We start from the raw sequence: 17,522 nt of genomic DNA on the forward strand, positions 1-17,522 counted from the left end.
GTCACATCCTCTCTTTCAGTTCGATACTCATGCGCAGCAGGTTTCCGGGCCCCTCCTGCCTGGGCAGGTACTCGATCTCGTCCATGATCTCGCGCATGAAGTGCACCCCCAGCCCGCCGGGCCGCAGCTCGTCCAGCCGCCGCGGCCGGATGGCCTCGGCCAGCACCGGCGCGGCCCGGTCCAGCAGGCGGAACTCCAGCCGCCCCGCTCGCTGTTCGACGGCCAGCTCGATGGTCTCGCCACGGCGGCCGTGATAGCCGTGCTGGATGATGTTCATGCAGGCCTCGTTGACCGCCAGCACCAGGCGCTCGACCTGCTGCCCGTCGAGGCCGGCGGCGCCGAGCGCCTCGCGCAGCCGCTCGCGCAGTCCGCCCAGTCCCTCGGCCACGGCCTCGAATCGGTAGTGCAAGGGCAGCCCCCGCTCCGCTTCATCCTTCATCGTCGTCCACGGCCGTCACCATCAGCAGGGTCAGGTCGTCCCTCAGCGTTCCCTGGTCGCGGCGAACCGCCTCGACAATACGATGCAAGCGCCGTTCCATCGTCGGCTCGTCCTGATGCTGGCGGATCAGGCGCTTCAGACCGGTGATACCGAGCTCGCTGCCCTGACGGGTGCGGGCCTCGGTGATGCCATCGGTGAAGAGGTAGAGAGGACCGTCGGCCAGGGAAAATGGCTCGGCACTGAAGCGGGTACCGGCCAGCACGCCGAGCGGCGGCGCCCCGGCCTCGAAGTTGCGCACCTCGCCGTTGGGCCGGAACTGGAGCACCGGCAGATGCCCGGCGTTGACCAGTTTTCCTTTGCCGGTCGAGGGGTTGTAGATGCCGAGCACGGCGGTGACGAACATTCCGCGGATCGCCGTCTCGCTGATTTCGCGGTTCAGCATGGCGGCCAGCGCCACCGGGTCGGTGACCCCCTTGCCCAGGCAGCGCAGCAGGCTGCTGGCCTTGGCCATCAGCAGCGCGGCGTTCATGCCCTTGCCGGAGACGTCGGCGATGGCGAAATAGACCTGCTCCCCGCGCGTCGGAAAATAGTCGTAGAAATCGCCAGAGAGCTGTCTCGCCGACAGGTTGACGCCGGCGATCCCGCGGCAGGCGGCATTCGGCCGCGGCAGCAGGCTGCACTGCACCTCGCGTGCCAGGTCCAGCTCGCGGGCCAGTTCGGCGGCCAGCTCGTCGCGCTCGGCGAGGGTCTTCTCCAGCCGCCAGGTCAGTTCCTGGAAGCTGAGATTGTCCTCGGCCAGGCGCAGGTTGGCCTCGCGCAGCACCTCCTCCAGGCCGAGCGGCCGGTCGATGCGCAGGCCGAGGGCGCGGGCCGCCTCCTCGCTGGCCGCGGCCACCTCGGCGAGCAGGGCGTCGACCTGCTCGGGTTGCAGATCGAAGGTCTCCTGGACCAGTTTCTGGCAACGGGCGAACACGGTGCGCTTGTCGGCCGCCGTGAACACCGCCGCCATCCAGTCGGCGCAGCGCGCCAGCCGGCACAGGCGCGCCACCTCCGGCGACAGGTCGCCGAGCACCGGCGAATGGTGATGGCCGAGTGCCTGGGCCAGGTCGGCGGGCAACTGCCAGTGACCGGCCAGCGCCTGGCCGGCCTGATCGTGGGTGGTGCCGAACAGCTGGCGTTCCAGCTCCAGCCGCTCGTCGGGGTTGGCCGTCTCCAGCCGTTCCCATTCGGCGACCCGATTCTGCTGCAGGTAGAGCAGCACCAGCAGCCCGAAGTCCTGCAGCAGCCCAAGGGTGAAGCACTCGTCCGGGTTCAGCCCGGCCGCCGAGGCCAGCAGGCGGGCGCAGACGCCACGCCGCAGGGCGGCATCCCAGTAACGGCCAAGATCCATGCCCGGTATCGCTTCAGGACGCAGGGCATCACGCATGGCGATGCACAGCGCCAGGTTGCGCAGCGCGCGGTGACCGAGCAGGGTCACGGCGTGGGCCGCGGAGCGCACCTCGGAGCGGAAGCCGAAGAACGGCGAGTTGGCAATGCGCAGCAGCTCGGCGGTGAGCAGTGGATCGTTGGTGATGATGCCGCCCAGCTTGCGGCTGTCGATGTCGGGGTTGGAGCAGGCATGGACGATCTGGATCGTCTCCTTCGGCGGTGCCGGCAAGTCGGCGGGGCGGATCTCGGAAAGTGTCACTGCAGTCTGCATGGCCTACCCCAGAGGAATCACGTTGCTGGCGCCGTGGCTGCGCGCCGACTCCAGCAGCCGGCTGAGCGGTTCGGGCCGGCCCAGCCAGTAACCCTGCCCCCAGTCGACACCGATGCCACGCAGGATGTCGAACACCCGCTCGTTCTCGACGAACTCGGCAATGGTCTCCATGCCCATCACCTTGGCCACCTCGTTGATCGCCTTGACCATCGCCTGATTGTCCGGGTTGTGGTCCATGTCGCGGACGAAGGAGCCGTCGATCTTCAGGTAGTCGACGGGCAGCTCCTTGAGATAGGCGAAGGAACTGAGGCCGCTGCCGAAGTCGTCCAGCGCAAAGCGGCAGCCGACCGCCCGCAATTCGTCAATGAAGCGGCGCGCCTGGCTGATATGGCTGATGGCGGCGGTCTCGGTGATCTCGAAACACAACTGGCCAGCGAGACCGTCACAGCCGCGCAAGCGGTCCAGAATGTAGTCCAGAAACCCCTCCTCGTTGAACGACTGGCCGGAAAGATTGACTGAGAGATTGAGCGCCAGGCCACGGCCGTGCAGCTCGGTGAGCGCGGCCAGGGCGTGCTCCACCACCCAGCGATCGAGGCTGGCCATCAGGTGGAAACGCTCGGCGGCGGGAATAAACTGGGCGGGCGGCACATGTTCTCCCTTTTCGTCCAGCATCCGTACCAGCACCTCGTAGCGTTGCAGCGCACTGTCCTCAGCGGTAGAGACGATGGGCTGGACGAAGAGTTCGAAGCGCCCCTGCTCCAGCGCGGCGCGCACCGCCGCCACCATGCCCATCTGCTCACGCCGCTGGCTCAGCTCCCGGTCATCCTCGCGGTACAGGTGGATGCGGTTACGCCCGCCCTCCTTGGCCGCGTAGCAGGCGATGTCGGCCGCCGACAGCAGCCCCTTCACGTCGGCCGATTCCGGAGTGATCGGCACCAGGCCGACGCTGACCCCGATGCGGAAGCTCCTGCCCTTCCAGTTGAACTCGAAATCGTTGATCCGCTCGCGCAGCTCCTGGGCCAACTGGATGGCCCGTTCCGGCGGGCATTGCATCAGCAGCAGCCCGAACTCGTCCCCGCCGAGCCGCGCCAGGGTATCGGACTGGCGCAGACCCTGGCCCAGCAGCTCGCTGAGGTGGATCAGCAACTGGTCACCGGCCATGTGGCCGCAGGTGTCGTTGACCACCTTGAACTGGTCCAGATCGAAGTAGCAGAGGGTGTGCTGGCAGCGATCGCGCAGCGCGAGTTCCCGCGCCCGGTGCAGCCGCTGCAGGAACTCGGCCCGATTGTAGAGTCCGGTCAACGGATCGTGGCTGGCCTGGTAGGAGAGTTCCTGGCGCAGCTTGCTGGTGAGACTGATGTCGTGCAGCACCATCACCGCACCGCTGATCACCCCTTCCTCGAACACCGGGGTCACTGCAATGCTCAGGCTGATCGCCTCGCCGTGCTCGCGCTCCAGTCGATAGTTGCCGACATTGCAGGCGGCCCGGTCGCCGGCCACGCAGGCCAGCATGGGATTGACCAGGGTCTCACCGGTGGACTCGTCGACCAGCCGCATGACCTCCATCACCTGTCGGCCGCGGCAGTCCCCCGCCTCGCTGTGCAGCAGCCCCAGGGCCACCGCGTTGAGATAGAGGATGCGGCCATGCTGATCGGTGCGGATCACGGCATCGCCAATCGAGTTGAGGGTCACCTCGGCCAGTTCCTTGACCCTCAGCAGCTCGGCCTCCGAGGCGCACAGGGAATGGAAGGCACGGTTGACGAAACCCGCCAGATAGCCGATCTCGCCCGGCGCCGACTCGTCGAAATGGACATCGTCCCGTCCCAGGGATTTCTGCTGCGCCACATCGGCCATGGCGGCCAACGGCCGGGTCAACAGCCGCTCCAGCACGTTGCGCAGGGCCATGCCGAACAGCAAGAGCAGGACACCGAGACTCAGCAGCAGCATGCGGCGCTGTTCGTGAAGGACGCTGTCCAGGCTCGGAAAGACCAGCAGCAGTTCCACCTGGCCATCGCCCAGGCCGCCTCGGCGCTGCGGCTCGCCATCCGCCAGGGCCTCGGCCTCACCGGCCACGGCCAGCACCCGGCCCGCCCGCTCGAGGCGCAGGTAACGCGCGCCGCTGGTCTCGAGCAGATGCCGCAGCTGATGCTCCAGCCGGTCAGGGGACAGGGCGGCGTCGCCTGCCAGCTTCTGGCCGATGTGGTAGGCGGCGCTGTCGGCCTGGGCGGCACGTTGCGCCTCCAGATCCTCGCGCCGGTCGGCCAGCAGCAGGATGGCAAAGAGCAGGCCGATGATCACCAAGCCCCAGAAGACGATCACCGTCACCTGGGTGGAGAGGCTGCCGAGCCGCTGCTCCATGCTGCTCGGAGTGTGCGGCCCGCCCGGCTTCATCGCAGCCCCGCCCTGCGCAGTGCCAGCACCATCGGGCAGATGCCACTGAGCCCGGCGGCGATCATGGCATAGCCGACCAGCCAGGGAACCCACCAGAGGGTGCCCGGATAAAGATACAGCGACGGGAACAGCAGCAGGACCAGCACCAGCCGCAGCCCCCGCTCGGCCTCGAAGGGCAGACAGCCAACCCCCGCAGGACAGGCTGCATCGGGAAAGTGCCGTTCACCACCAAAGCGCAGCCGCCAGAGCAGCAGGGATAGACGCAGATTGGTCACCCCCTCGAACAGCAGCAGCACCAGCAGCGCCTGCAGCAGCCGCGGCTCGTCGAAAAACAGCCCGACAATCAGCCAGATGCCTATGAAAAGTCGAAAGTTGCTGTCGCTCATGTCGCGTCACGCGGCCGACGGGAAGGCGGCCATCATCAGGTATAAGGACTAGATCGACCATTGCCGGCATTCTTTGAATTTTTTGTAATACAATCCGCAACCCAAGATGCCGTGTTCGGTCGAACGACCGATCCGGAAGCGACCCGGGACACACCATGCCATTGACGGACCTTCTGCTGCTGTCGCTGCTGATCCTGATCAATGGCGCCCCCATCCTCGTCCGCCAGTGGCTGGGAAGCCGCCTCTCGGCCCCGCTCGACGCCGGGCGCAAACTGGCGGACGGGCGTCCCCTGTTCGGCGCCTCCAAGACCTGGCGCGGCCTGGCCGCGGCGCTGCTCTGCGGCGGCCTCGCCGCCCCCCTGCTCGGCCTGCCCTGGAGCCTGGGTCTGGCCATGGCCGCCGCCGCCATGGCCGGTGACCTGCTGTCGAGCTTCACCAAGCGGCGCCTCGGCATCGAACCCAGCGGCCAGGCGCTGGGCCTCGACCAGATCCCGGAGTCGCTGCTGCCCCTGCTGGTGGCGCGCCACTGGCTGCCCGCCCTCGGCCTGGGCGAGGCGCTGCTGCTGTCGCTGCTCTTCCTGGTGGTGGAACTGGGGCTGTCGCGGCTGCTCTACCGGCTGAGAATCCGCAAGCGGCCGTATTGAGGGAAGAACTCAGAATTCAGAAGTCAGAAGCGGCGCTTCGCGCCGCATCGCGACCTGGCGATCGCTCCTACCCCGTAACTTCTGACTTCTGACTTCTGACTTCTGACTTCTGACTTCTGGATTCTGAATTCACCCCTCCCCCCGCCTCAACTCATGCAGGGTGATCTCGGGGGGGCAGTTGAGGCGCACGTCGACCACGCTGACGCCGCTGCCGCGGGAGGTATAGCCCCGCAGGGTGCGGAAACGCCAGCTGCCGCGGCAGTAGGCGCGCGGGCAGTCGGCATTGCAGATCAGCGGGATACCGCCGGGAAGGCAGATCTGACCGCCATGGGTATGGCCGCAGAGCATCAGGTCGAAGCCGGCATAGGCGGCCTGGCGGTAGATCTCGGGGGAATGGGCCAGCAGCACGGCAGCCTCGTGCCCGGGGATGGCATCGGCGGCCTTCTCCAGGTTGTCGGCCCGGTGGTAGTGGGGATCGTCGATCCCGGCCAGGTGCAGGCGCTGCCCCTCCCGCTCCAGCGGCACCGACTCGTTCATCAGCATACGGATGCCCATCCCTTCCAGACCGGGCAGCATGCGGATGCTGTCGTGATTGCCGAGGATGCCGTAGACCGGCCCCTGCAGCCGCTCGCGGAGCTGGCGCATGCCGGCCAGCGCCGCCTCGTAGGGACCGAAGGTCCGGGCGCGAAAATCGCCGGTGAGCACGCAGATGTCGTAGTCCAGGCCGGCCACGGCATCCGCCAGCACCGCCGGCATGTCCTCGTGCATATCCACATGCAGGTCGGACAGCTGCAGGATGCGAAAGCCCTCGAAGGCCGCCGGCAGCCGGGGCAGCATGACGCGGTGGCGTTCGATGCGGATCGTCCGGGCATTGCGCCGGCCCCGGCCGTAGAGACCAGAGACGCGCAGCAGATTGCGGATCAGGCCGTGGACCGAATACCAGTTCTCGAGATGGAACAGATTGCGCCCCAGGCCGAACACCCGCGCCTCGTAGTCCTGCTCGACACCGATCCGCTGCTGCAGGTGGGTACGGCCGATGCGCTGAGTGAGCCAGGCCTGCATCGCTTCATCCATTGGCGGACAGCGCATTTCCGGCCCCTTCAGTCGAAAGTGTCCCGTGGCCGCGGCGGTTGCCACAAGGGCACCCCCCGACGGCGGAACAGGGGCACCAGCAGCAGGCCGGCGATGAAGCCGCCGATGTGCGCCTGCCAGGCCACGCCCGGACCGCTGGCACCGATCGAGCTGACCACCTGCACCACGAACCAGATCAGCAGCACCATGCCCGCCGGCATCGTCACGGTATAGAGGAAGAGGCCGAGCGGGATACCCACCAGCACCCGGGCATGGGGATAGAGCAGCAGATAGGCACCGAGCACGCCGGAGATGGCGCCGCTGGCACCGATCATCGGGATTTCAGAGGTGGGATGGCTCAGCGCCTGGGCCATGGCCGCGGCCAGACCGCAGAGAACATAGAACAGGATGAAGCGCAGATGCCCCATGGCATCCTCGATGTTGTTGCCGAAGATCCACAGGTAGAGCATGTTGCCGAGCAGATGCATCCAGCCGCCGTGCAGGAACATGCTGGTGATCAGCGTCATCTCCGGTGACACCAGGTCGAGCTCCGGTGGCAGGCTCTTGAGCTCGAAGAGCACCGCGGGGATCACGCCCAGGGCATAGACCGCCGCCTCCCGCGCCTGTCCCAGCCCCAGTTCCCAGAGGAACACCAGGCTGCAGATGACGATCAGCGAGACGGTGACGATCGGCGGGCGTTCGGTTGGATTGTCGTCATGCAGTGGAATCATGGTGTCTTCCGGGTTAGAGCCTGAGCACGTACCGCAGGGTGGCCTGGGTTTCACCGTCCATTGTGACGCCTCCGGCAACCGGCTTCCAGCCCGCCTATTGCAATTGTCGGCTGGCAGGATACCCTTGCGGAAGGCATTGGCATCAGGCATCGGGAGGCCTCGATGAATCTTGAAAAGGTGGTGTTCGCGTTCTTCATCCTGCTGGCCCTGACGCTCAACTTCGGTTTCGTCATGGGCGAGATCGACAACCCGCAGCACCACAACCGCTACGAGCTGTTCAGCGCCCTGGTGGTGAGTCTGATCGCTACCGTGCTCAAGTTCGGCGACCGCACCCATATCGGCGCCGTGCTGCTGGCCACCAGCCTGGTCGCCGACCTGCAGCTGCTCGCCGCGGTGCTGGTCTGGACCTTCGCCCTCTATGTCAACGCCAGCGGCATGACACCACAGGTCACCTCGGACGTGGTCACCCTTTCCGGCGGGGCGCTGGTCGCCAACATCGCCTCGGTGGTGCTGCTGATCATCGAGACGGTAATGATGCGCCGCTAGTCCATGCACAACATCGTCTACCTGATCCTGCGCCGCATGCGCCGGCCGCTGATCGTGCTGATCGCGGCCTATGCCCTGTCGGTGCTCGGACTGACCCTGATCCCGGGGATCGACGACCAGGGCCGCCCCTGGCGGATGGACTTCTTCCACGCCTTCTATTTCGTCAGCTTCATGGGCTCGACCATCGGCTTCGGGGAGATCCCCTACCCCTTTACGGACGCCCAGCGCCTGTGGACCACCTTCAGCATCTACGTCACGGTGATCGCCTGGCTGTATGCCATCGGCTCGCTGCTGACCATCGTCCAGGACCAGCGGTTCCGCCGGGTGGTGGCCTTTTCCGCCTTTTCGCGCAAGGTGCTGGCGCTGCGCGAGCCCTTCTATCTGGTCTGCGGCCATGGCGACACCGGCAGCCTGCTGGTGCAGGAACTGGCCGAACGCGGCATCACCTGTACCGTGGTCGACAACGACGAGGACCGTATCCACAACCTGGAACTGGCAGACCTGCCGCTGTTCGTGCCCGGCCTCTGCGCCGATGCCGACGAGGTGGAGACCCTGAAAGCGGCCGGCCTCACCCACCGCTGCTGCCAGGGGGTGATCGCCATCACCGACGACGACGCGGTCAATCTCAAGATCGCCATCACCAGCAAGCTGCTGCGTCCTGGGCTGAAGGTCATCTGCCGGGCGGAGAGCGCGGACACCGGCGCCAACATGGCCTCCTTCGGCACCGACCACATCATCAATCCCTTCGATGCCTTTGCCGACAGTTTCGCCATGGCCTTCAAGTCGCCGAGCATGCATCTGGTCTACGAATGGATCACCGCCATCCACAACGCACCGCTGGAGGACTTCGTCACCCCGCCGGCCGGCAAGTGGGTGCTGTGCGGCTATGGCCGCTTCGGCAAGGCCCTCTGGCAGGCCCTGCGGGGCGAGGAGCTGCCGGTACAGGTGATCGAGGCCGACCCCGGGGCAACCCGGCCACCGCCGGAGACGGTGACCGGGCGCGGCACCGAGGCGGAGACCCTGGAGCAGGCCGGCATCCACGAGGCGGTCGGCATCATCGCCGGCACCGACCATGACGCCAACAACCTGTCGATGCTGATGACGGCCAAGGCACTGAATCCCGCGCTGTTCACCGTGGCCCGCCAGAACCAGCGCCGCAACGAGGCCATCTTCGCCGCCTCCCGGCCGGACCTGCTGATGCAGGCCGGCACCCTCACCGCGAGGCGCATCCTGTCGCTGATCATCACCCCGCTGTTGGCCGACTTCCTGGAACTCGCCCGGCGCCAGGACGAGGACTGGGCCAACATCCTCGTCAGCCGGGTCACCGGGGTGGTCACCGACCGCTCACCGCAGACCTGGGCGTTCAGCATCGATGCCCAGGACACGCCGGCCGTCGTCGCCGAGATCGAGGGCGGGATGGCGGTCAGCATCCGCCACCTGATCACCGACCCGCACGCCCCGTCCAACAGCCTGGCCTGCGTGCCGCTGTTGCTGAAGCGCGGCAGCATGAAGATCCTGGTGCCGGACACCACCATGCAACTGGAGCCCGGCGACCAGTTGCTGTTCTGCGGCAATGAGTCGGTGCATGCCGACATGCAGCTCACCGCCATCAACTTCAACGTGCTGAACTACGTCATCACCGGCGAGGACCGCCCGGCGGGCCACATCTGGCGCTGGCTGGCAGCATCCCGCCGCTGACGTCTGTTCACAGATCGAGCGGCGGCTGGGCGTAACGATCGTAGACCAGGGCTGCCGAGTCGCGCCTTGCCTCGGGCCGCAGCTGGTGCTCGCGGCGCTGGTCAGTGTCGATCAGGTGCACCACGCTGTGCCCTTGCAACAGCAGCCAGTCGGCGATCAGCGAACGATGACAGTGCTCGGGCAGGCGCTCGGCACAGAGCAGTGCCAGGGGTGCGCGCCCGGCCAGACCAAGCAACTGGTTCATGGCGCGATGGAAATCAGGGCTTGCCATGTGGTCGGCATAGCCGCGAAACCCCGCCTCCAGGGCGAGGTGCGGCGAACCGGGCCGCGCCGGGCGCCGCCCGCCGAGCTGACGGCCGGCCCAGTGATACTCGATACCGGCACCCTCCAGGGCAGCGCGCAGCGCCGCCTCGTCGAACTGCGGAAAGCGCTGCGAACGGGGACGGGCACGGACTTCCACCAGGATGCGGATAGCGGCCGCACCGAGCAGCTCCAGCAGCTCCGCCAGCTCGCGATTGCTGTGGCCGATGGTGAACAGGGTTGCGCTGCCGCGGTTCATGCCTCGGGCAGCTCCACGCCGCAGCCGCCGAGTCCGCAATAGCCCCGCGGATTCCTGGCCAGGTATTGCTGGTGATAGGCCTCGGCGAAGTAGAAGGTCGGTGCCGGCAGGATCTCAGTGGTGATGCGCCCGAGACCGGCCCGGTTCAGGGCCTGCTGATAGCGCTCACGGCTGGCACGGGCGGCGGTCTCCTGCCGGGCATCGTAGCAATAGATGCCGGATCGGTACTGGGTGCCGCGGTCGTTGCCCTGGCGCATGCCCTGGGTCGGATCGTGCCCGCTCCAGAACAGGCGCAGCAGGGTTTCATAGTCGGTCTCGGCCGGATCATTGACCACCCGCACTACTTCGTTGTGGCCGGTGCGCCCCGTGCAGACCTCCTCGTAGAGGGGGTTGGGGGTCAGGCCGCCGGCATAGCCGACCGCCGTGGACCAGACACCGGGCTGCTGCCAGAAGAGCCGCTCGGCGCCCCAGAAACAGCCCATGCCGAACAGGGCCAGACGCAGCCCCCCGGGAAAGGGCCCAGCCAGCGGCCGGCCGTTGACCCGATGGGCCGGCGCCACGGGAAGCGGCGTCTCGCGCCCGGGCAGGGCTTGCTCGGGATCCGGCAGGCGGTGACGGAACGGATTGTCGGACATCAGGACGCGGCTTCCATGGTTCCGGGACGAGTTCACAGCATAGTGTCCGGCCAGCGAAGGACCAAATTCCCACACTCGCAGGCACGGATCGACGGCAGGATGACTCGGCTATAATGGCCCTCCCCCAGTGAGGACGCCGCCATGGAACCCGCAACGACCGCCACCGACGCCCGCCTGCTGCTCGGCACCCATTGCCCGCACTGCCCCACCGTCCTGCAGGGACTGGCGCAACTGGTCAAGGAGGGCGTGCTCGGTCGCCTGGAGGTGGTCAACATCGAACAGCGGCCGGAAATCGCCGCGGAGCTCGGCGTGCGCAGCGTGCCCTGGGTGGAGATCGGTCCCTTCCGCCTGGAGGGCCTGCGCAGCCCGGCCGAACTGCGGCAGTGGGCGGAGCGCGCCGGTTCCCAGGCCGGGATGGCCGAGTATCTCCGTGAACTGCTGGGCGAGGGTCGGCTGGCAGAGGCCATCGACACCCTGCGCCGGACCCCGGCGGCGATGGATGCGCTGCTGACGCTGCTCGCCGATCCCGACACGGAGCTGCAGGTACGGATCGGCATCGGTGCCATCATGGAGGAGTTCGCCGGTCAGCCGCCACTGCGCAAGGTGGTCGAGAAACTCGGCCAGCTGACCCGCCACCCCGACCCGCGGCTGCGCAACGATGCCTGTTACTACCTGGGGCTGAGTGGCGATGCGCGCGCCCGGCCCTATCTGCAGGACCGCCTGGGGGACGCGGATACCGGCGTGCGCGAAACGGCGTCCGAGGCGCTGGAAGCGCTGACCGCGGCGGAATGAAGGTGGCCCGAATGCTCATGCAAGGCCAAGGGGCTATCCCGGATATTGCACCAAGGATTCGAGTTTCAGGGTGAATCCTTCGTGCAATATGCGGGCTGGCAGCCTGTCGGATTCAGGCAATCGCGGCCGGGAGGCCGCTCCTACCATGGTGCCGCCATACCCCGCAGGAGCGGCCTCCCGGCCGCGATTGGGTGCTGCACCTTGATGCAATATACGGGTTAGCGCACCTCGAAGTTGCGCTTCAGCCGCCGGCGCAGGGTGCGGTTGATGACCCGCGAAGCGGCGATCATGCCAAAGGTGGCGGTGACCAGGGTGGTCGAACCGTAACCGAAGCGGCAGTCCAGGGACACGCCATGGATGCCCGGTTTCTGGTGGCCGACGCTGCCGTCGCCGCGTGGGTAGAACTGCTGCTGGCTGGAGAACACGCACTCCACGCCGAAGCGCCGCTGCGGATTGCGCGTCCAGCCATATTCGCTGCGCAGCCGGGCCCGCACCTTGGCCGCCAGCGGATCGTTGTAGGTCCGGCTGAGATCCGCCACCTTGATGGCCGTGGGATCGGTCAGCCCACCGGCGCCGCCGGTGGCCACGACCGGAATCCGGTTGCGCTTGCAGTAATAGACCAGATCGGCCTTGAACTTGATGCTGTCGATGGCATCGATGACATAGTCGTAGCCGCGGTCCAGGTAAGTGTCGAGGTTGCGACTGGTGAGAAAGTCGTCGATCGGCCGGCAGTCGCAGGCTGGATTGATCCCCGCCACCCGCTCCGCCATCAGCTCCACCTTGGAACGGCCCAGCATGGAGTCCAGGGTGTGGATCTGACGGTTGATGTTGGACAGGGCGGCCTCGTCGCTGTCGATGAAACTCAGCCGCCCCACCCCCGAGCGCGCCAGCGCCTCCACCGCCCAGGAGCCGACGCCGCCGACGCCGACCACGCACACATGCAGCTCGCGGATCAACGCCGCGCCATCCTCGCCATAGAGGCGGGCGATACCGGCAAAGCGGTCACGATAGTCGGCGGCAGGGGGATGCTTGGCATTCATGGCGGCATTTCGTCGATCGCTGCCGATGATGCCTCAATGACGCCAGGGACTCCAGCCTGGCGAGGACACGAGAGGCGTGCGTCCAGCCTTTTCGCAGTGCAGGCAGGAATACAGGTCGAGCGCTCAACCAGGCTTGTGCCTGACCGATTGACGCCGGGCATTGCCCGCCGTGTATCGCGGCCTGGAGGCCGCTCCTACGGGGCATGGCAGAGCAATGTGGCGGTAGGAGCGGCCTCCAGGCCGCGATCGAGGTACAGGGGCGGGCACCGCGCCATCCTGCCATCCCGGCAGATCCCACCCCACGGAGCCTGCCCTGATGCAACCTGCCCAAACAGCTCTCTCATGGTCATCTCGGCCTTGTATAACAGCCTCAATACCGATCATGCAGACCGCCTTGGTGCAATATGCGAGCTAGGGGCTGTTATAATGCCAGCACAAAAAATTGAGACTTGCCATTATTGAGCCTTGCATAAATGATGAACACATCACAAAGGAAGCTCGGCCTGTTTCCAGAACGCGGTCACCAGTGTCTTCTGGCGTCGCTGCATGGAACGGAGCCTGCGCCGGGCATAGTCACTCAATTCACCGATGTCCCTGGGACAGAAGTTACCCAGCTCATGCGGTTTGAGATGCCCGAACAGATATTCAACCGGGTTGAGCTCCGGCGAATAGGCCGGCAGGAACTCGATCTGAATCTGCCCATTGCAATCCTCGACATACTGACGGACCAGGCGGCTCTTGTGGACCTGCAGGCCATCCCAGATGATCAGCAGCTTCCTGCCGATCTGGCGCTTGAGTGCCTTGAGGAACTCGATGCACTGGGGGGCACGGATCGTACCGGGGAACAGACGAAAGTAGAAACGCCAGAAGCTGACCCCGGCGATCACCGACAGCTGCTTCCAGGTGAAGCTGTACTGGATGACAGGCGTCTGTCCCTTCGGTGCCCAGGTGCGCACCAGTGTGGGCCGTTCCGACAGACCCGATTCATCGACAAACACGATCACACGCCCCTCTTTTGCAGCGTTTTTTTTAGTGCCGGCCAGCGCTTGGTCTTCCACTCCCGCACCGCACGCTCATCGCGCTGCAAGGCGCGCCGGGCCGGCCGCTGGCAGCTGAACCCCATGCGCCCCAGCACGCGGGAGACCTGCGACTCTGACAGCTGCACCCCGAACTGCTCGTCCAGCACCTTCCGCACACGCCCCAGGGTCCAGACCTCGGTGGCAAACCCGCTGGCCAGCGCGCCTTTCAACAGGATCCGCTTCAGCTCACGCAGGTCGGCCTTGTCCAGCGAACCCGGACGGCCGCGCAGACCTGTCGACCGCAGCGCATCCAATCCGCCTTGTTCCAGGCGCCGGGCCCACCCGCAGACCGTTGATCGGGCTACTCCCACGCGTCGCGCCACTTCCGCCTGGGGGACGCCTTTCAAGAGAAGGCGGCCGGCCCGCAGTCGCCGCTTCTCCAGCTCTTTGCATTGCGTCTTGCTGTCCATGGAATCCTCCCAACATACCCGATTCCATAGACAACGAAAACAGAATAATGTTCACTATTTATGCAAGGCTCAATAAAACCTGAGGAGAAGCGAATGACCGTAAACCGGGGAAGGCGTTGTTGGCGCAGCATGCTGGCGGCAGCACTGGGCACAGCACTGATGGTGACGGCCGAAACCGCGCTCACGGCGGACGATGCAGGCGACGGCAACGAGGCCGAGGCACTGTTCAAGAAGGGCATGAAGGCGCTGAAGGACGATCGCCTGCAGAGCGCCATCGAGGCATTCAACAGCATCCTCAGCAGCAATCCCCGGTTGCACCGTGCCCGCCTGGAGCTGGCGGTCGCCTATTACCGCTCCCTGCGATACGCCGAGGCACGACGCCTGGCCCAGGAGGTGCTGGACGATCCGACCACACCGGCCGAGGTGCGAGTGAGCATCCTCGCCTTCCTCGCCCAGGTGGACAAGGACGAGCAGCGCTTCATGAAGCGGCACGAATTCAGACCCTCGATCAGCGTCGGTCTGATGTACGACTCCAACGTCAATGTAGGTCCCAGCGCCGACGTGGTGGAAATCAACGGTCAGGTGCTGCAGCTGATCAGCGGCCAGAAACGCAGCGACAACGCCCTGCTGCTGAATGCCGGCCTGGCGCATCGCTACAAGCCGGGCAAGACCTTCACCGCGGGTGAACTGACCGGCAGCTTCGAGTGGCTCACCCAGGTCAACCTCTACAATCGCGAGTACAACGACGAGAACGACTTCGACCTGACGGTGCTCTCCGGCAGCACGGGTCCGGCGTGGGTGGTACTGGGCCACTGGCGGGCGACCCTCAACCTGCGGCTGGACAAGATCTGGCTGGGCAACGATCCGCTGGCGCTGTTCAGCGGCATCAATCCGCTGGCAACCTGGCAGTTCCAGAACGGCGAGATCACCCTGGACGCCAGCCTCACCCGCCGCGACTACAGCGATGCCGCCGACAGCGGCCGCGAGGGCACCTACAAGTCTCTGGGCGCGGCGCTGGGCCACTACTACAAGCAGCGCAGGATCGCCGCCCAGGCCGGGGTGCGGGTATTCGACTTCAACGCCGACGACGACCGTTTCGGCAACGATGGCTGGGAACTCTTCCTCGGCGGCATCGTCCGCGCCTGGCAGGGTGGCAGCCTCTATGCCCGCGCCAGCTACAAGGACCTCGCCTACGATGGACAGGAACCCCTGTTCAACGTGGCGCGCGACGAACGGGAACGGCGGCTGACGGCCGGTTTCCGGCACAGCTTCCGCACCGGCCGCCTGGACAAGTGGTCGCTGAACGGCAGCTTCAGCTATACGGACAACGACTCCAACGTGGCCATCTATGACTATGACCGCAGGCAGCTGAGCATCAACCTGTCCAGGACCTTCTGAAGCGCTCCCGCCCGGCTGACATGACACGCCCCCGAACCAACCGCCGGGGGCAGCACAACCAGGCGAACGGCGGCAAGAAGGAAACAGGAGATCGGGGCAGAAAAACCGCAGGGCCCGCGGGATCGCTGGCCCCGGTGGCAATCGCAGTCTGGCACGGCGTTTGCAAATTTCCCACTTGCAGGTTCGGGTGACGTAGATTCGTCATTCATCACGCCATACAGGGAGGTTTATGCCATGCCACAGGGACATGATCTGGTCCAGGTCGGGCCATTCGACAGTTTTTTCCCGGAAAACGACCCCTTCGTCAAACTCTCGCTGGCGGAATTTCCGCCCGGCATCCATTCGACGGACGATTTCCTGTTCAAGCTCGACCCGCAACGCCGGGTGGTCTGGGTCGTTTCGCGCACCTGCGACCACGCCAACGGTCGCTTGTCCCTGTCCGAGGACGGCACCAAGGCCGTTTGTCCAAACCACGGCTGGTGTCTCGATCTGGAGCGGCTGACCTACAGCAACGTGGCCGTCAGCAAGAAACAGCTCGAGTTCAGCCAGTCCGGCGAAGAACTGCGCGTCAAGGCCATGAAGCCCGCGCTGCGGGTGCCGGAACATGCGCGATTCGGCGGCACCGGCGGCGCCACGGTGCGCTTCGTTTCGCACGCCTGCGTCGCCATCGACATCGGCGGCATCCGCATCGTCACCGATCCCTGGCTGCTGGGCCCCTGTTTCATGACCGGCTGGTGGCACGCGAGCCCGCCCAAGGCCGACGCCCTGGATATCCTCGCCAGCGCCGATCTCGTCTATATCTCTCACAACCATCCCGACCACATGGATCGCGAGACCCTGCACTGGCTGCTGGAAGTGGATCCGGACAAGCCGCTGCTGGCACCGGGCTTCGCCACCGGCTCCGTTGCCCGTCCGCTGCGGGAAATGGGCTTCACCCGGGTCACCGAGGTGCCCTTCAATCTGATTCATCGCGTCGGCGAGACGCCGGTCATCCTCAGCATCTTCAACTCCGGGGATTTCCGCGACGACAGCGGCCTGTTCGTGGCCTCCGACGATTTTTCCTGCCTGTTGACGGTCGATTCCGCAGCCCTGAACAACATGATCCTGCCCCGGAATGTCGACCTGCTCTGCACCGCCTTTGCCGGTGGTTCCTCCGGCTTCCCCTGGTGTTTCGAGCACCTGTCCCTCGAAGAGCGCGTTGCCATCGGACAGCGCTTCAAGGGCGCGGTCAGGGGCCTGGCGGCCGGTTACGTGCGGGAAACCCGACCGCGGGCCTATATGCCCTATGCCGGCTATTTCACGGAGGCGGCGTCGCGCGACAGCTTCATCAGGCAATACAACACCAAGAATTCGCCGGACGAGATCCGCGAACTCATGTCCCGCGTCGCGCCCGCAATGAAATTCATCGACCCGCGCGAATCGGACAGCATCTCCTTCGATGGCAAGGCGGGCATCTCGACGTCGAAGGTCGAGCTGGATCCCCTGTATCGGATCGACGACGACTATGTCCAGGGATATATCGATGCCGAGGCGGAAGGCATCGAACACTATGCGCTGGAGGATATCAGGGACTACTTTCTAGCCTCCGGCTTCCGGGACGATCTGCTGGTCTACGTCCAGCCTTCGACGGATGATTTTCAACCACTGGGCGATGGCCTGCGGATCAACTTCTCCGCCGACAGGCCGCGGGTGGAGATCATGTCGCCCATGGACCTGGCCGAGGAATACCGCCGGGCGGACAGCGAAGGTCCGCGGCAACTGATGATCCGGGTGAGAAGGGACCCGCTCTGGCAGGTCGTGTCGAAAGGCCTTCCCTGGGAAGACCTCAGCATTGGCTTCCAGTGCCGTGTCGAGAGAAAGCCGGACGTCTACAATTCGGATTTCTGGTTCCACTTCACCAATGTCTACATCGGCGGCGCGGTGGAAACCCCTGTTGCAGGAACCGCATCCGGGAGGCAACAGCGGATCGGCAGCAGCTGAGGCGATTCCCTGTGAGCGAGGGGC

General features: G+C 65.8%; 16 protein-coding genes. 6 read left to right on the forward strand and 10 right to left on the reverse strand.

The annotated features are described in order from the left end of the window. Window position 1 precedes the first annotated feature (1 nt). The 4 genes from QVG61_RS08945 to QVG61_RS08960 are packed head-to-tail and all read right to left on the reverse strand — an operon-like array spanning window position 2 to window position 4,915. Window positions 2–439 (reverse strand): ATP-binding protein, encoded by a 438-nt coding sequence (locus QVG61_RS08945; RefSeq protein WP_289930289.1) that lies wholly within the window; start codon window positions 437–439, stop codon window positions 2–4. Continuing rightward, on the reverse strand, window positions 429–2,138 hold the full coding sequence (locus QVG61_RS08950) for an HDOD domain-containing protein (RefSeq protein ID WP_289930290.1): 1,710 nt from the start codon (window positions 2,136–2,138) through the stop codon (window positions 429–431). The genes QVG61_RS08945 and QVG61_RS08950 overlap by 11 nt, the downstream gene beginning before the upstream one ends. 3 nt (window positions 2,139–2,141) lie before the next feature. Further along, the gene (locus QVG61_RS08955; RefSeq protein ID WP_289930291.1) at window positions 2,142–4,529 is read right to left on the reverse strand and encodes an EAL domain-containing protein; all 2,388 of its coding nucleotides are present in this window, start codon (window positions 4,527–4,529) and stop codon (window positions 2,142–2,144) included. Further along, on the reverse strand, window positions 4,526–4,915 hold the full coding sequence (locus tag QVG61_RS08960) for a hypothetical protein (RefSeq protein ID WP_289930292.1): 390 nt from the start codon (window positions 4,913–4,915) through the stop codon (window positions 4,526–4,528). The genes QVG61_RS08955 and QVG61_RS08960 overlap by 4 nt, the downstream gene beginning before the upstream one ends. 155 nt (window positions 4,916–5,070) lie before the next feature. Between QVG61_RS08960 and QVG61_RS08965 the strand changes: the two genes are divergently transcribed. Continuing rightward, window positions 5,071–5,559 (forward strand): CDP-archaeol synthase, encoded by a 489-nt coding sequence (locus QVG61_RS08965; protein ID WP_289930293.1) that lies wholly within the window; start codon window positions 5,071–5,073, stop codon window positions 5,557–5,559. Between the two features lie 129 nt (window positions 5,560–5,688). Here QVG61_RS08965 and QVG61_RS08970 read toward each other — a convergent pair whose 3' ends face one another. After that, window positions 5,689–6,621, reverse strand: a complete 933-nt coding sequence (locus QVG61_RS08970; RefSeq protein ID WP_289930294.1) for a metallophosphoesterase — start codon at window positions 6,619–6,621, stop codon at window positions 5,689–5,691. Between the two features lie 38 nt (window positions 6,622–6,659). Continuing rightward, window positions 6,660–7,361 carry a rhomboid family intramembrane serine protease gene (locus tag QVG61_RS08975; RefSeq protein WP_289930295.1) on the reverse strand — a complete coding sequence of 234 codons (702 nt, stop codon included), beginning with the start codon at window positions 7,359–7,361 and terminating at the stop codon, window positions 6,660–6,662. Window positions 7,362–7,523: 162 nt separating this feature from the next. Between QVG61_RS08975 and QVG61_RS08980 the strand changes: the two genes are divergently transcribed. Then, entirely contained in the window at window positions 7,524–7,907 is a 384-nt protein-coding gene (locus QVG61_RS08980; RefSeq protein ID WP_289930296.1) for a DUF6394 family protein, read from the forward strand. 3 nt (window positions 7,908–7,910) lie between these two features. Then, the gene (locus tag QVG61_RS08985; RefSeq protein WP_289930297.1) at window positions 7,911–9,605 is read left to right on the forward strand and encodes an NAD-binding protein; all 1,695 of its coding nucleotides are present in this window, start codon (window positions 7,911–7,913) and stop codon (window positions 9,603–9,605) included. Between the two features lie 7 nt (window positions 9,606–9,612). On the opposite strand, the gene QVG61_RS08990 is transcribed toward QVG61_RS08985, so the two are convergent. Both QVG61_RS08990 and msrA read right to left on the reverse strand, forming a co-directional pair. Next, window positions 9,613–10,164 carry a DUF488 domain-containing protein gene (locus QVG61_RS08990; protein ID WP_289930298.1) on the reverse strand — a complete coding sequence of 184 codons (552 nt, stop codon included), beginning with the start codon at window positions 10,162–10,164 and terminating at the stop codon, window positions 9,613–9,615. Beyond that, window positions 10,161–10,799, reverse strand: a complete 639-nt coding sequence (msrA, locus tag QVG61_RS08995; protein ID WP_289930299.1) for a peptide-methionine (S)-S-oxide reductase MsrA — start codon at window positions 10,797–10,799, stop codon at window positions 10,161–10,163. The genes QVG61_RS08990 and msrA overlap by 4 nt, the downstream gene beginning before the upstream one ends. Window positions 10,800–10,940: 141 nt before the next feature. Here msrA and QVG61_RS09000 point away from each other — a divergent pair, with 141 nt between their 5' ends. Then, a complete protein-coding gene (locus QVG61_RS09000) occupies window positions 10,941–11,591 on the forward strand; it encodes a HEAT repeat domain-containing protein (RefSeq protein ID WP_289930300.1) in 651 nt (216 codons plus the stop codon). A 218-nt stretch (window positions 11,592–11,809) separates the two neighbouring features. Here the strand turns inward: QVG61_RS09000 and tcdA are convergent, their stop codons facing one another. Together tcdA and QVG61_RS09010 are read right to left on the reverse strand one after the other, a co-directional pair. Beyond that, complete coding sequence (gene tcdA, locus QVG61_RS09005) at window positions 11,810–12,631, reverse strand: tRNA cyclic N6-threonylcarbamoyladenosine(37) synthase TcdA (protein ID WP_289930301.1); 822 nt, start codon at window positions 12,629–12,631, stop codon at window positions 11,810–11,812. Between the two features lie 485 nt (window positions 12,632–13,116). Beyond that, window positions 13,117–14,120, reverse strand: a protein-coding gene (locus QVG61_RS09010; protein WP_289930011.1) for an IS630 family transposase whose coding sequence is annotated in 2 segments (ribosomal slippage) — window positions 13,117–13,655 and window positions 13,655–14,120 — 1,005 coding nt in all. Because the reading frame shifts where the segments join, the coding sequence is not laid out codon by codon here. Window positions 14,121–14,213: 93 nt separating this feature from the next. Here QVG61_RS09010 and QVG61_RS09015 point away from each other — a divergent pair. Then, the gene (locus QVG61_RS09015; protein ID WP_289930302.1) at window positions 14,214–15,518 is read left to right on the forward strand and encodes a DUF2860 family protein; all 1,305 of its coding nucleotides are present in this window, start codon (window positions 14,214–14,216) and stop codon (window positions 15,516–15,518) included. Between the two features lie 234 nt (window positions 15,519–15,752). Beyond that, the gene (locus QVG61_RS09020; protein ID WP_289930303.1) at window positions 15,753–17,498 is read left to right on the forward strand and encodes an MBL fold metallo-hydrolase; all 1,746 of its coding nucleotides are present in this window, start codon (window positions 15,753–15,755) and stop codon (window positions 17,496–17,498) included. Window positions 17,499–17,522 lie beyond the last annotated feature (24 nt).

This window comes from Thiohalobacter sp. IOR34, from assembly GCF_030406045.1.
GTDB lineage: Bacteria > Pseudomonadota > Gammaproteobacteria > Thiohalobacterales > Thiohalobacteraceae.